The following is a 15403-nucleotide window of genomic DNA, read 5'->3' as shown; positions in this document are numbered from 1 at the left end:
AGCAATCTCGTCAAATATCCTTAGATTGCTTCGTCAATTACTACGTAATTTCCGCGCAATGACGGGTAAACCGATCAAGCAACAATGACAATAACACCTAAATACTCGGTAAATTATCTGTATAAACAAGCACGTTTGATACTAACACTACCCAAAATAAAGTTAGAGGTAAAAATACTTTCCAGCCAAGTTGCATTAATTGATCATAGCGATATCTTGGTAAGGTCGCTCTAATCCATAAAAAACAAAACAATAAGAATCCGACCTTAAATACAAACCAAAAGAACCCCGGAATACAATCTAACCACGATATATTAAAGGGCGGCAAGTAACCTCCTAAAAAGAAAATCGTAGTCATTGCACTAACTAATATCATATTAGCATATTCACCTAGAAAAAATAAAGCAAATCCCATAGAGGAATATTCAACATTATAGCCAGCAACTAACTCCGATTCTGCTTCAGGTAAATCAAAAGGTAATCTATTTGTTTCGGCAAGCACCGAGATAAAAAACACGACACCCATAGGTAGTAGCATTAAATCAATCCACCACGGCATTGTTCTTTGTGCTTCAATGATCTCACTTAAATTGAGAGTACCGGTAGTAAGTAGCACGGTAATAATAACCAGCCCCATTGACACTTCATAAGAAATCATTTGGGCAGAGGAACGTATAGCTCCTAAAAAAGCATATTTTGAGTTACTAGCCCAGCCAGCAATAATAATGCCGTAAACACTTAAAGAAGAAATAGCAAGAATATATAAAACACCTACATTAATATCTGCCAGAACTACGCCCTTTGCAAAGGGTATAACTGCCCAGCCGATTAAACTTAATATAAAAGTTATCATCGGTGCTAAAATAAATAATATTTTATCGGAATTGGTTGGAATGATCGGCTCTTTGAATAAGAGCTTAACCGCATCGGCAATAGGCTGAAGTAATCCAAACGGACCGACAACGTTAGGTCCTTGTCGAAGTTGCATTAATCCAATAACACGACGCTCTGCATATGTTAAATACGCAACGCACAATATTAAAGGGATAGTAATTGCAACTACCTTTAGAGCGATGATAATTAACGGAAAAATATATTCAAAAAAGAGTTCTAGCATGATTGTACTCTTATTATATCATTCCCGCAAAAGTGGGAATCCAGAAAATAATTTACAAAAAAAGAGCTGGATTCCCGCTTTTGCGGGAATAACATACGGGGTGAGAATAGCATATTTTTCATCATGCCGCCTCCTCGTCTCTTGCTTCCTTAGCCTCAACGCACTTAGCCATAGTGACCGAATTTTTACTAATCACATCAGTCATATAATAATTAATAGGTTCTGCAGTGATAGGCTCTTTTGATAACTTATCTTTAGAGCTAAACTTACTAAATTTATTTTCTATAATTCTATCAATACTAGCAAATACCTTATATTCTTTAGCAAGCCTTACTCTTACTTCTTGCAAATTATCCATTCCGATATCTATTTTTAAATAACCGGCAAGCTCTTTAATAATTTCTATATCTTCTTTAGCTACCCCTACAGGCGATACTGCTTTTTCTGCGATTTGCGGTCTACCTTCTAAATTTACGTAAACTCCGCTCTGCTCGGTATAAGCAGCCGCAGGTAAAATTACATCAGCACTGCTGGCACCTGCGTCCCCGTGATGTCCTTGATATATTATAAAAGTCGATTTCAGCTTATCAAATGGGATGGCGTCCGCTCCAAGTAAATAAGCGAGTTCCAACTCTTCGAGCTTAATAGGAGTATTAAAACCAATATCAAGACCGCCAACTATAGAAGCGTGATTATGCAATATATTAAAACCTTTCCAATCATCACGCATAATATTATATTCAGTCACTATCTTATGAATAAGCGACAATATAGCATATCCGTCATCTCTTGCATATACACCGTCACCTACTATAATCATCAGATATTTTGCTGCTTTTAAGGCTTTCGTAAACTCATGAGTACCAATGGCTAGCTCCTCAATAATCTTAATATCACTTCCTAAATCCTGAATTTTATAGGTTTGGTTATGCCCCCCACCTATTCTTGCTACTTTTAGTGAGTCGGCACGTACTCGCATACCTATTCTACTATTTAATACTGGAGTTATTTGCCTTGGATTTGCTCCGATTAGCAAACATAAATCAGCCTTTTCTATCTCTGCAATTGTAGTATTAAATAAATAATTGCCTCGCTGCATGGTATCTAGTTTATAGTCAAACTGATTAACGCTGTAATTATTAGAGCCAAGCTTTTGCAATAATGTTTTTAACATAAACATTGCTTCGACAGAAGAAAGAGAACCAGCAATAGCAGCAATCTTTTCTGGTTTTACGGATTTTATTTTATCCGCTACTGTCTTTAAAGCTTCACTCCAGCTAGCTTCTACTAACTTACCGTTTTTTCTGATATAAGGACGATCCAAGCGCTGATATTTTAAACCGTCATAACTAAAACGATTTTTATCCGAAAGCCACTCTTCATTTATTTCTTCATTAACACGAGGTAATATCCTCATTACCTCATCGCCTCTACTATCAATACGAATATTAGAGCCTTCGGCGTCATGCACGCCAATGCTAGCGGTATGTTTTAGCTCCCATTTACGAGCTTTAAAAGCATAAGGCTTAGAGTTCAAAGCACCGACGGGACAAATATCGATCATATTACCGGAAATTTCGGAATCTAAAGTTTGCTCTAAATATGAAGTTACTTCCATGTGTTCTCCACGGTGAATAGCTCCCATTTCCTCTATTCCCGCTATATCGCTCGCAAATCTAATACATCTTGTGCATTGTATACATCTAGTCATAGCTGTTTTAATCAGCGGTCCTATATATTTATCTTTAATAGATCTCTTATTTTCGTGAAATCTATTAGTACCTTTGCCGTATCTGAAAGCCTGATCCTGTAAATTACACTCTCCGCCCTGATCACAAATAGGACAATCTAAAGGATGGTTAATCAGTAAAAACTCCATCACCCCTTCACGTGCTTTTTTTACCATAGGCGTATCGGTATGAATAACCATACCGTTACTTACCGGCATAGCACAAGAAGCTATAGGCTTTGGTGATTTTTCCATTTCAACCAAGCACATACGGCAATTACCAGCGATTTTTAGACGCTCATGATAACAAAAATGAGGGATTTCTTTTCCTGCTTGTGTACAGGCTTGATAAACGGTGCTACCTTCTGATACTTCTATTTCAGAGCCGTCTACGTTCAGCTTTATCATTTTTATTTTATCCAATAAGTCATAGGGTCTGGGGATGCTTTGTCTTCTATCATATATTTAAAACCGATGGCAACACGAAGTATATACCAAACAGCGAGTATAAAGTATAGTACTACTCCAATCATGATAAACGTAAATATAAAACATACAATCCACCCAAGAACCCCAAGGCAAAAAGTACGAAATAAAAACACGTAATGACTAATTGCAAAGTGATCGCCTTTATCTTTGTTAAGATATGCAAAAAATACCCCTATTAACGGCAATATCGGAGCTACGATCCCGCATAAATATAATATATATACCACAATTAAATTTTTCTTACCGCTCTCGGTATATTCTTTAAGATGCTTGTCCATATTTTTACCTCTTTATGTCATTCCCGTGTGGCGTTGTTGCATGGCTATCTGAGTTGTCATTGCGAACAGCCGTAGGCTGCGTGGCAATCTCATGAAATAATAACAAAATCCCAAGATTACATACGTACAATTGCTACGCAAATTCCTCGCAATGACGATACCAGCAAACTACCCCTTCAAACTCTCTACCATAAAATGCATAATACTGCCGTGCTTTATATAATTTATTTCATTATCCGTAAATATTTGCAATATTAAATCGATTGTTCTTATTGCACCGGTTTGTTTTTTTATCACGCATTTAACAGGATTATAAGAGCTTATATTCTCGCTTAAGCCTGTAATGTCAATAGTTTCTGAACCGTCTAACTTTAAATCTAATCTTGTATTATTGCCGGTAAAAGTTAACGGTAAAATACCCATACCTACTAAATTTGAGCGATGTATTCGTTCAAAGCTCTCGGCAATCACTGCCTTTACACCAAGCAACCCAGGTCCTTTTGCTGCCCAGTCTCTAGATGAGCCGCTGCCATATTCTTTACCTGCAAAAATCACTACCGATACATCATGAGCTTTGTAGTCCATAGCTGCATCGTAGATAGTTTGCTGCGTGCCGCTTAACTGGTTTATGGTAAACCCGCCTTCTACACCTTTACACATCTCATTTTTTATACGAATGTTAGCAAATGTGCCACGCATCATTACTTCATGATTTCCTCTACGTGATCCGTAAGAGTTAAAATCTAGAGGCTCTATATGATGGTCCGTTAAATATTTAGCAGCAGGGCTGGTTTTACTAATATTACCTGCCGGCGAAATATGATCGGTAGTAATAGAATCACCGAGAATTGCTAGAATTTTTGCAGATTTTATATCTTGTATATTATTCTTGCTGCCTATATCCTTAAAATAAGGCGGATTATTAATATAGGTACTATTCTTATTCCAGTTATAAGTAGAACTATTAGTAACCTGTAAATCTTTCCACTCTTTCGTTCCGCTAAATATATCAGAATATTTTTCTATAAACATAGAGGAATTAATTGAATTTGCAATAACTTCATCTATCTCTTCTTTGCTTGGCCAAATATCTTTTAAATAAATATTTTCTCCTATAGGCATATTTGTTAGATCTATATTAAGAGTGCCGCTAAGTGCATATGCTACGACTAAAATAGGCGAGCCGAGATAGCTTGCTTTAGTAAGCGGATTAATTCGCCCTTCAAAATTCCTATTACCAGATAAAACAGAAGCAACAACTAGCCCGTTTTTGTTAATAGTTTCCTCTATTTCTGGATTTAGAGGTCCGGAATTACCGATGCAAGTAGTGCAACCGTAACCTACTAGATTAAACCCTAATTCATCTAAATATTTATCAAGACCACTAAGCTTCAAATATTCCGTTACGACTTTTGAACCAGGAGCAAGAGAAGTTTTAACCCAAGGTTTTACCTTTAACCCGTGTTCTAGGGCTTTTTTAGCAAGAAGTGCTGCACCAATCATAACCGAAGGATTAGAAGTATTAGTACAGCTAGTAATTGCTGCAATTACCACATCGCCGTTACCGATCTCGTAATTCTGATTTGCTACGGCATATTTTTTATCAATGTCTTTATTTTCTAAAGCAAAATTCGGTAATTCATATTTAAAATTACTTGCTACATCGTTTAAGTTTACTCGATCTTGCGGACGTTTTGGACCGGCAAGTGAACTATGTACCATAGATAAATCTAGCTCTAAAACCTCGGTATATTCTGCCGCATGTTCAAAATCATACCAAAGATTCTGCTCGATTGCGTATTGCTCTACTAATCTGATTTGCGTTCTTTCTCTACCTGTTAGCTCTAGATATTTTATAGTTTCTTGATCAATCGGGAAAAAGCCGCAAGTAGCACCATATTCAGGCGACATATTAGAAATAGTAGCACGATCGGCAATCGTTAGGTTTTTAAGACCCTCACCGAAAAACTCGACAAATTTACCTACTACTTTCTTTTTCCGCAACATCTCGGTAACGGTTAAAACTAAATCGGTTGCGGTAGCTATACCTTTTAATTTTCCTGTTAGTTTTACCCCAATTACCTCCGGCAGGATCATAGTAAGAGGTTGACCTAGCATGGCAGCTTCTGCCTCTATTCCGCCGACTCCCCAACCAAGCACTGATAAACCGTTTACCATAGTTGTATGGCTATCCGTTCCAACTAAACTATCAGGATAAAGAGTGCCGTCTTTATGCCACACGACTTTTGCTAAATATTCTAAATTTACCTGATGACAAATACCCGTACCCGGCGGCACTACTTTAAAATTATTAAATGCTTGCTGCCCCCATTTAAGAAATGCATAACGCTCTATATTACGTTTCATTTCCATTTGAACATTTTGATTGAATGAATCCTTAGCTGCATAAGAATCAACGCTTACGGAATGGTCTATTACCAAATCAACAGGAATAAGCGGGTTAATTTTTAACGGATCGCCTCCTATTTTCTTCATCGCATCACGCATAGCCGCCAAATCTACAATAGCAGGCACACCGGTAAAGTCCTGCATCAAAACTCTTGCCGGCATAAAATCTATTTCCGCATCAGATTTTTTAGTTTTTAGCCATTCTTTAAATACAAGTAAGCTTTGCTTTGAACCATTAGAACGTAATACATTCTCAAATAATACTCTTAAACTATATGGAAGCTTTTTTAAGGGAAGATCGATATCGCTTACCGCTTTATTTATATCGTAAATTTTGTATGAAGTATTATCGACTGATAACTCTTGTATATATTCTGAATTATGTACTTTTGACATTTGTGTCTCACTTGATTATGTGGAATGAACATCGTCATTGCGAGCAGCCTTAGCACTGCGTGGCAATCTCAGGAAGTTTGACAAGATTGCCACGTCGCTTCTCGCTCCTCGCAATGACGGAAAAAAGCCTTGACATGACATTAAAATAACCTTATCCCAAAACGTAGATTTTTCAAACAACTTAATGTTGATCTGATAAAGTTTTTTGAAGATCGAGAAGCTTAGTTGCTATTTCCGCTTCACTTAAATTCGTAACGTTAATAGCCGTTTCCGTAGCTATATTAATATAATTTGCCGTTACTTCGGTCACACCGCCAGAAATAAGATAAGTGTTTTCGGATTTATGCATATCATCTATATAAACCTGCATTAAACCGGCTTTTAAACTAACAATCATCGGAACGTGACTCGGCAGCACTCCAAACATACCCTCCTCACCCGGCATTGTTACCATTTTAGCTTGCTTTTCAAATGCAATACTTAAAGGAGTAATTATTTTGACTAGAATTGTTGCGTTCATAGAATAATATAGTAAACTTACTATGTCATTCCCGCCTACGCGGGAATGACATCAACGTCACTTCAACGTCTGCGCCTTCTCTATAGCCTCGTCTATAGTTCCAACCATATAAAAAGCAGCTTCCGGTAAATCATCGTATTGACCCTCTACAAGTCCTTTAAAACCTGCGATAGTATCGGCTAGATTAACAAATTTGCCTGCAGCTCCGGTAAATACTTCAGCGACATGGAAAGGCTGCGATAAGAAACGCTGTATTTTTCTAGCACGTGCCACGGTTAGTTTATCTTCTTCGGATAGCTCATCCATACCTAAAATAGCGATAATATCCTGCAACGATTTATAAGCTTGTAAAACCTGCTGCACTTGTCTTGCTACACTATAATGTTCTTCACCGACAATCATCGGATCAAGTACCTGCGAATTACTATCTAACGGATCAACTGCCGGATAAATCCCAAACTCGGCTATCTGACGGCTAAGTACTGTTGTAGCATCTAAATGTGCAAAAGAAGTAGCAGGAGCAGGATCAGTTAAATCATCTGCCGGTACATATATAGCCTGCACGGAAGTTATTGAGCCGTGTTTAGTAGAGGTGATACGCTCTTGTAGTTCGCCCATATCGGTTGCAAGAGTAGGCTGATACCCTACCGCTGACGGAATCCTACCGAGTAACGCCGATACTTCAGAACCTGCTTGAGTAAAACGGAAAATATTATCTACAAAAAACAAAACATCCTGCCCTTTATTCATATCTCTAAAACTCTCCGCAATGGTCAGACCGCTTAACGCAACTCTTGCCCTTGCTCCCGGCGGCTCGTTCATTTGTCCATAAACTAAAGCTACTTTTGACTTTTCAGGCTCTGTAAGGTTAATAACACCCGAGTCAATCATTTCATGGTAAAGATCATTACCTTCTCTAGTTCTCTCACCGACTCCTGCAAATACCGTATAACCGCCATGTGCTTTAGCTACGTTATTAATAAGCTCCATTATAAGCACGGTTTTACCGACTCCTGCACCACCGAATAGTCCTATTTTACCGCCTTTAGTATAAGGAGCAAGTAAATCAATAACTTTAATACCGGTTACTAATATATTACGCTCGGTTGACTGATTGGTAAAATCAGGAGCAGGCTTATATATAGAAGAAATATTTGAGCTTTTAATGTCTCCTTTACCGTCAATCGGCTCACCTACAACATTCATAATACGCCCAAGCGTCTCAGTACCTACAGGAATACGAATAGGACTGCCTGTATCTATTACTTCTACGCCCCGCACTAACCCTTCCGTAGAATCCATAGCAATACAACGCACCGTATCATCACCTATATGTTGTGCTACTTCCAGTACTATCCTTTGTTTATCGTTATAGCACTCTAGAGCATTTAAAATTTCCGGTAACGCACCGTTATTCGTAAATTTTACATCCACTACCGCTGAAATAATCTGAGTAATTTTTCCAATATTTTTTGTCATGATTTTTTCTTTTGTTAAAAAATATACTACGAATAAAATGAAGAACAGATAGACGCAGTTTAATGTGGAAAAGAGCAAGGCGTTTCATATTTTTTGACAGCGTACATACTAGTACGTGAGGATCAAAAAATATGAAACAACGACGCCAATTTTCAAATTAAACGAGTATATCTAAACCGCTTCTGAACCGGCTATAATCTCTATTAATTCCGTAGTAATAATAGCCTGTCTTGATCTATTTAGCTTTAAAACTAACTTGCTTATTAAATCATTAGCATTATTTGTTGCATTTTCCATAGCGGTCATTCTAGCTCCCTCCTCACTTGCTCTACTTTGTAGTAAAGCATAATTTATTTGGGAATTCACATATAAATTAATTAGATTAGAAATGAGATTCTCTCCCTCATATTCATAATTATAGTCAATTGATTTGGACTCGCCTACCATGTCACTCGTCGCTCTCCTATTATTTATAGGCTTCGCTCCTCGTTCCTTGTATCCGAATCCGACTAAATTAACTATAGGATTATCTATCATAGAATCATCCTGATATTTTGCTACCGGTAAAATCTGTTGTCTAGTCATAATTTGAGTCATTGCGTTCTTAAATTTATTAAAATATATAACACAATTACTAACTTCTAGATTTTCTACTGCCGACATAATTTTTTGTTTTACTTGTAGCATCAGATTTTCATCATGAATTTTGGGTAATTCAAAATAACTATCAATATAATTTACATATTGCCTTTTTAGTGCTTCGTAACCTTTTTTTCCAATAATGATAAGTTTTATTTGTTCGCCTTTATTTTCTAACTCTTTAATATCATTCTTAACTTGCTTAATTATACTGTAATTAAACGTTCCGCATAAACCACGCTGTGATGTCATAACTATTAATAAATTTGCTTTATTCGGCACGGTATTAAAAAATTTCTGCTCTTCTATAGATAACTCATACATATCAATTGATAATATAGCAGACATCATGTTACTAATAGCCTCAATATAAAAATTTGAATTGGTTATTTGACTCTTTATTTTTGCCATTTTAGAAGCTGATACTAGTTGCATTGCTTTAGTAATCTTTTGTGTAGATTTAACGCTTTTAATTCTAGTTCTTAACTGCTTTAAATTTGACATATTTATTTAGTATTTTTATGTCATTGCGAGGAACGAAGCTTTGTTGCAATCTCGTCAAATATCCTGAGATTGCCATGCTCCTGTCAGTCACTCGCAATGACGATTTAGTATCCACACAAAAACAACATCATCTTATTTAACAAATTCCTTAACGAAGTTTTCTAAAAATGCTTTTAGTTTCTGCTCGGTTTCTTCGGTTATACGTTGCTCGTTTTTTATTGATTCCAAAATATCTTTTTTATTTAACCTTATCTCCGTAAGCATTTTATCTTCAAATTCTTTTACTTTCTGAAGCGGGACATCATTTAAATATTTCTTAGTTCCGACATAAATACTTACTATTTGTTCTTCTACCGGAAAAGGATTATATTGAGCTTGTTTTAATATCTCAACTAATCTTTTACCGTGATCGATTTGTGCTTTAGTGGCAGGGTCTAAATCTGATCCAAATTGCGCGAAAGACTCAAGCTCTCTAAATTGAGCAAGCTCTAGCTTTACCGAACCTGCTACCTGCTTCATAGCCTTTATTTGTGCTGCAGAACCAACACGGCTTACCGAAATACCGACATTAACGGCAGGTCTTACGCCTTTATAAAATAGCTCACTTTCTAAGAAAATTTGACCGTCGGTAATCGAAATAACATTTGTTGGGATATATGCGGATACGTCACCTGCCTGCGTTTCAATTATAGGAAGAGCAGTAAGTGAACCGCTGCCTTTTTCCTCTGACATTTTAGCAGAACGCTCAAGCAACCTTGAATGCAGATAGAACACGTCGCCGGGATAGGCTTCTCGCCCGGGAGGTCTTCTAAGTAATAATGAGATTTGTCTATATGCAACGGCATGCTTACTTAAATCATCATAAATAATAAGTGCGTGCATACCGTTATCACGAAAATATTCGCCCATACTACAGGCAGAATAAGGGGCAATGAATTGAAGAGCTGCAGCTTCTGAAGCAGTAGCCGAAACAATGAGTGTATAGTCCATGGCTCCGGCATCTTCTAGTTTTTTTACTATTTGTGCAACACTTGATCTTTTCTGCCCAATAGCTACATAAATACAATAAATTTTATCACTTTCATTAGTAAGTGAATGAACTTGTTTTTGATTAATAATAGTATCAACGGCTATAGCCGTTTTTCCGGTTTGCCTATCACCGATTATTAACTCTCTTTGTCCTCTACCTATTGGGATTAACAAATCTATAGCCTTTATTCCGGTTTGTACGGGTTCACTCACGCTCGTTCTTTCTATTATCCCCGGAGCCTTCATCTCGACATGTCTGTACTCTTTACTTGCAATATCGCCTTTGCCGTCAATAGGATTACCTAGAGCATCAACAACACGACCAAGCAAAGCTTTTCCTACCGGTACTTCTAAAACTTCTTTAGTTCTTTTGACATTATCACCTTGCTGTACTTGGTTATCATCCCCCATAATTACAGCACCGACACTATCGTTTTCCAAGTTTAAAACAAGGCCCTTAACACCGGATTTAAATTCTACTACTTCACCGGATTTTACATTAGCAAGACCGTAAATTTGGGCTATACCGTCACCGACGGTTATTACCTGCCCTACTTCCTCAAGCTCACTTAAGCAATTAATATTAGCTATTTCCTTTTGTAATATTTCAGCTACTTCAATAGGCTTCAGTTTCATGTGGTTTATGTCTCCTAATTTTCTTGTCATTGCGAACGAGCATTGCCCGTGTGGATACCGAGTCGTCATTGCAAGCAGCCGTAGGCCTCGTGGCAATCTCATAAAATATCCTGAGATTGCTTTGTCAATTACTTCGTAATTTCCTTGCAATGACTATATAAATATCTATGCAGCAATATTAACTGTCTTTAAAGCTTTCGTTATTTTCTCTAAACTACCTTTTATTGAGTAATCTTGCAACATACTATCATATTTAATTACAATACCACCAATAATAGTATTATCTATATCAAATAATATTTCTGTTTTTTGATTTAATTCTTTTTCTATACGAGATTTAATCCACTCCTGCTCTTTAGGTTGTAACTTATTTGCAGAAATAACCTGAACTATCTTTATATTTTTACTTTCATATAGTAAAGTATTATAAGCATCTACTATATTAGATAAAATAGCAGTACGAGAATTTTTTACCAATAACAATAAAAAATTTTGTACTATTGTGCTAATTTTGATATTTTTTGCTAATGAATTGACTGCATTAATTTTGTCGTTCTTATTTACTATAGGAGAAAATAGGAACTCTCTAATATCAAAATTATCGGTAATTATACGGTTTATAGAAGTAATTTCTTCAAAGATCTTATCTTGTATATTATCAACCATAGCGTTATTAAATAACGCTACTGCATAATTCTCGATTAAATTACCTTTGTTCATTTTCTTAATTTATATCTCCGAAGTAAAATGAAACGTATATACGAAGATCAACTTCAACAAGAGCAAGGAGTCTATAAGGCGAGGAGCGGAGCATATACTTAATACGTGAGCACCACAGCTCTTATAAGACGACGTAGCCAATTTTTGAAGTTCATCGAGTATTATATATGTATTGCCCTATCATAAGCAGAGAATACTGATTCATGCATCATTTCCGATAAAGTCGGATGCGGGAAGATAGTGTTAATTAAATCCAACTCCGTTCCTTCTAAATTTTTTGAAACCACATATCCTTGTATTAATTCCGTAACTTCCGAGCCTATCATATGAGCTCCAAGCAACTCACCCGTCTTAGCATCAAATATAGTTTTAATTAAGCCATCGCTATCACCACTTACTAAAGCCTTACCGTTAGCTATAAAAGGAAATCTGCCTATTTTAAGCTCATAACCTAAGGTTTTTGCTGCTTCTTCAGTCAAACCGACGCTTGCTATTTGCGGCGAAGAATAAGTGCAACCAGGAATATTATGTTTATTAATAGCATGCGGTTTTAAGCCCGCTATGCTTTCCACTGCAATAATACCTTCATGGCTTGCTTTATGAGCTAAACAAGGCACTCCTGCTACATCGCCTATAGCATAAATTCCTGATACCGCAGTTTGCATTAACCCGTTAGTAGTTATATAGCCGTTTTCTACTTTAATTTTTGTTTTCTCAAGACCTAAATTTTCCGTATTAGCTGTAATACCTACTGCCATAAGTAAAATTTCAGCTTGTAATTTTTGTGTTTTATCTGCTAACTCTAACTCAACTTCTATCTTATCTTTTGATTTTGTTTGCTTAATTAACTTAGAATTTGTAATAATTTTTATACCTTTCTTCTCAAAGTTCTTATGAGCGATTCCGCTAATTTCCATATCTTCAGCAGGCAATATTCTATTATGTGCCTCAATTACGGTAACATCCACACCAATACTATTATAAAACGAAGCGAATTCTATACCGATTGCACCTGAGCCGACAATAATCATAGATTTCGGCACATGCTGCGGTATCATAGCTTCTTTAGAAGTCCAAATTTGTTTACCGTCGGGCTTAAAGCCTTGTAAAACCCTAGATCTTGCGCCGGTAGCTATAATAATATTTCCTGCTTTTACTGTAGGTTTATCATTTATATTTATTACCTTATTTCCTGCAAGACTTGCTACTCCGTATATCACAGTCACTTTGTTTTTCTTCAGTAGTAGCTTAACACCGCCTGCAAGCTTATTTGAAATCTCTCTTGAGCGTTCGACTATTTTCTTAATGTTGATTTCAGCACCTTTAGCATCAATTCCATAATCTTTAGCATGTTTTATATATTCAAAAACCTCAGCAGATTTAAGCAGGGATTTAGTCGGTATACACCCCCAATTAAGACATACCCCACCCAAATGCTCTTTTTCTATTAATACAACTTTTTTCTTTAATTGTGCTGCCCTAATTGCTGCAACATACCCACCTGGACCACCGCCTATAACGGCTACATCATATTGTTCCATTTTATTTTTATTTTGTTAGTTTGTTTGTTATGAGCATTAACGTCATTGCTAGGAGATGCACAAGCATCGACGCAGCAATCTCAGGAATCATACACTATCTCCTGAGATTGCCACGCTCCTTGCAGTCGCTCGCAATGACGAAAATGGAAATGACACTAGAGTATACTACTCTTAAGCATCCATCTATTCTTTTCATGCACCTTAATTCGTCCAATAATCATATCGGCTGTACCCTCATCACCCTTTGCTTGTGCTACTTTGAGTCCCTTATATCATGTATCTCTAATAATATCTTGATCTTTCGTTAGACTTTTAAGCATTTCATTTGCTGTTGCGTTTAGATTTGCCTCATCTATAGATGCAAGTTTTATTAAATCTGATAATGCGGGAACTTTAGCATTTAAACTTCTTATTCTTTCAGCAAGCTCATCTAAGCTTTCAGCTAAATCTTCATACTGCCCCTCAAATAATAAATGACTCTGCTCCTTCTACATTCCAATGATAATTTTGTGTTTTAAAAAAAGCATAGCTATCTGCTAAAATTTGTTCTAAAGCTTTTACTACTTGCATAATACCCTTAAATTTCTATGAACTTTTTGACTTTATAACATTTCTTTAGATACTTCAAGCGATATTGAAATTTATATAATTTCACCTAATTGCAATGATTATATATTAATTATTAATTTTTGTTAATAATTTCTTGACTATCAAATAAGTACTGCTGATTATGCCCTTCAATTTTAAAAATCCAAAGGAATAGCAAAATGATACATCAATTAACTTCATTTTTAACCACTGTGGCAAGAATTACTACAGCAAGAGCAACAATTGGAGATCAAGAATATAATATGCTTCAAATAGGATATAACGGAGAAAATTATTATATAGATCCTACTACAAAAAATTTAATTGTATCGAATTGTCCTAAAAACAATATGACAACGATGGAGTGTAGCAAAGGAATTGAATTATTAAATAGCGATATCATAAACCTAATATTTAGAGGGTTTTTCAAAATAAAGAAAGCGTTAACTAACTATAGACGAGGCTATTATTACTGCAATTAATAATAATGGAGACGATATTAAAAAAAACAAGGTGATAATACTTTTATTTATGAGGAAGCATTGATGAAAATATGTCAAGAAAATTTTCGTTATTATTATTATTTTGATCCACAAAATTATACTAAAATTTAAAACCCTACTATTGAGTATATACTTAATACTACAGCAACTAATAACCCTATTACTATAGGTTATAGTAAAGGATACAAAATATTTGAGGTACTGAAAGGAAATAATTTGAATGGAATTTCTTCAGAAATAAAGGATTTAATATCTAACCTGATATCTAGAACTACTCAAGGTACTAGCACAATAGAAAACTTATTAGAACTCATAACAAAAGACTTATCTGAAATAGCAGCTAATCCGATTAATAACACAATAACAAGCTCTACTGCCAAAATTGCTGAATCAATCTTTTCCAATAACACTGAAAGTTGGACTGAAACGGGAATAAATTTAATTAATAACACCGTAGCAAACCTTACTAATACTGTTTTCAATACAACTTACAACTCTCAAGAAAATATGTTTGATGAGAGTGATAACGATAATTCCCTGGTTGCTCAATATATAAGCATTGGTACAGCTGTAGTTGCCTCCATAGCTGTTATAATAGGTGTAGGGGTAACTTGGTATGTTAGAAATAAAAACGCAACAAAAGCTAAACTAAAACAATATATTGATGAAATTGAAGCTGAAAAACTTGCTGCTGAAATTAATGAAGATGTTACTACTGAAAATAACACTCTACTTGATAATGATCATGCTGTGGATGACCGGAGTCTCCTATGAAGAAGAAGGTACTTTAGTATAGACAACCTATAGTATTGCTTTTTAATCAACA

The 15403-nt window shown here is 35.8% G+C and carries 12 protein-coding genes and 1 pseudogene; 2 read left to right on the top strand and 11 right to left on the bottom strand.

Going from position 1 to position 15403, the window contains the following annotated elements; genetic code table 11:
* Positions 1-97: 97 nt before the first annotated feature.
* The 11 genes and pseudogenes from nuoH to GCO76_RS05700 form a co-directional block, all read right to left on the bottom strand.
* Entirely contained in the window at positions 98-1117 is a 1020-nt protein-coding gene (nuoH, locus tag GCO76_RS05750) for an NADH-quinone oxidoreductase subunit NuoH (protein ID WP_410956512.1), read from the bottom strand.
* Positions 1118-1238: 121 nt separating this feature from the next.
* Entirely contained in the window at positions 1239-3254 is a 2016-nt protein-coding gene (nuoG, locus tag GCO76_RS05745) for an NADH-quinone oxidoreductase subunit NuoG (protein ID WP_410956511.1), read from the bottom strand.
* Positions 3255-3256: 2 nt separating this feature from the next.
* Entirely contained in the window at positions 3257-3613 is a 357-nt protein-coding gene (locus tag GCO76_RS05740) for a DUF4870 family protein (protein WP_103897489.1), read from the bottom strand.
* A gap of 168 nt (positions 3614-3781) precedes the next feature.
* Positions 3782-6418 (bottom strand): aconitate hydratase AcnA, encoded by a 2637-nt coding sequence (gene acnA / locus GCO76_RS05735; RefSeq protein ID WP_410956510.1) that lies wholly within the window; start codon positions 6416-6418, stop codon positions 3782-3784.
* Positions 6419-6599: 181 nt separating this feature from the next.
* Positions 6600-6938, bottom strand: a complete 339-nt coding sequence (locus GCO76_RS05730) for a F0F1 ATP synthase subunit epsilon (protein ID WP_103897487.1) — start codon at positions 6936-6938, stop codon at positions 6600-6602.
* A 57-nt stretch (positions 6939-6995) separates the two neighbouring features.
* On the bottom strand, positions 6996-8417 hold the full coding sequence (atpD, locus tag GCO76_RS05725) for a F0F1 ATP synthase subunit beta (RefSeq protein ID WP_410956509.1): 1422 nt from the start codon (positions 8415-8417) through the stop codon (positions 6996-6998).
* Positions 8418-8588: 171 nt separating this feature from the next.
* Positions 8589-9560 (bottom strand): ATP synthase F1 subunit gamma, encoded by a 972-nt coding sequence (gene atpG / locus GCO76_RS05720; protein WP_410956508.1) that lies wholly within the window; start codon positions 9558-9560, stop codon positions 8589-8591.
* A 132-nt stretch (positions 9561-9692) separates the two neighbouring features.
* Entirely contained in the window at positions 9693-11225 is a 1533-nt protein-coding gene (gene atpA, locus GCO76_RS05715; protein WP_410956507.1) for a F0F1 ATP synthase subunit alpha, read from the bottom strand.
* A 165-nt stretch (positions 11226-11390) separates the two neighbouring features.
* Positions 11391-11945: an ATP synthase F1 subunit delta gene (atpH, locus tag GCO76_RS05710; RefSeq protein WP_103897483.1), complete on the bottom strand. Its 555-nt coding sequence runs from the start codon at positions 11943-11945 to the stop codon at positions 11391-11393.
* A 161-nt stretch (positions 11946-12106) separates the two neighbouring features.
* Positions 12107-13486, bottom strand: a complete 1380-nt coding sequence (gene lpdA / locus GCO76_RS05705) for a dihydrolipoyl dehydrogenase (protein ID WP_410956506.1) — start codon at positions 13484-13486, stop codon at positions 12107-12109.
* Between the two features lie 155 nt (positions 13487-13641).
* Positions 13642-14056: pseudogene (locus GCO76_RS05700) on the bottom strand (Dps family protein).
* A 197-nt stretch (positions 14057-14253) separates the two neighbouring features.
* Between GCO76_RS05700 and GCO76_RS05695 the strand changes: the two are divergent.
* Together GCO76_RS05695 and GCO76_RS05690 are read left to right on the top strand one after the other, a co-directional pair.
* Positions 14254-14556, top strand: a complete 303-nt coding sequence (locus tag GCO76_RS05695; protein WP_410956505.1) for a hypothetical protein — start codon at positions 14254-14256, stop codon at positions 14554-14556.
* 237 nt (positions 14557-14793) lie between these two features.
* A complete protein-coding gene (locus GCO76_RS05690) occupies positions 14794-15351 on the top strand; it encodes a hypothetical protein (protein ID WP_410956504.1) in 558 nt (185 codons plus the stop codon).
* The last annotated feature ends 52 nt before the right edge of the window (positions 15352-15403 follow it).

Origin of the sequence: Rickettsia koreansis (assembly GCF_046532895.1) — a bacterium.
Classification (GTDB): Bacteria; Pseudomonadota; Alphaproteobacteria; order Rickettsiales; family Rickettsiaceae; genus Rickettsia; species Rickettsia rickettsii.
Note: the sequence above shows the minus strand (reverse complement) of the source record. Positions and strands in the feature narration are given on the sequence as shown.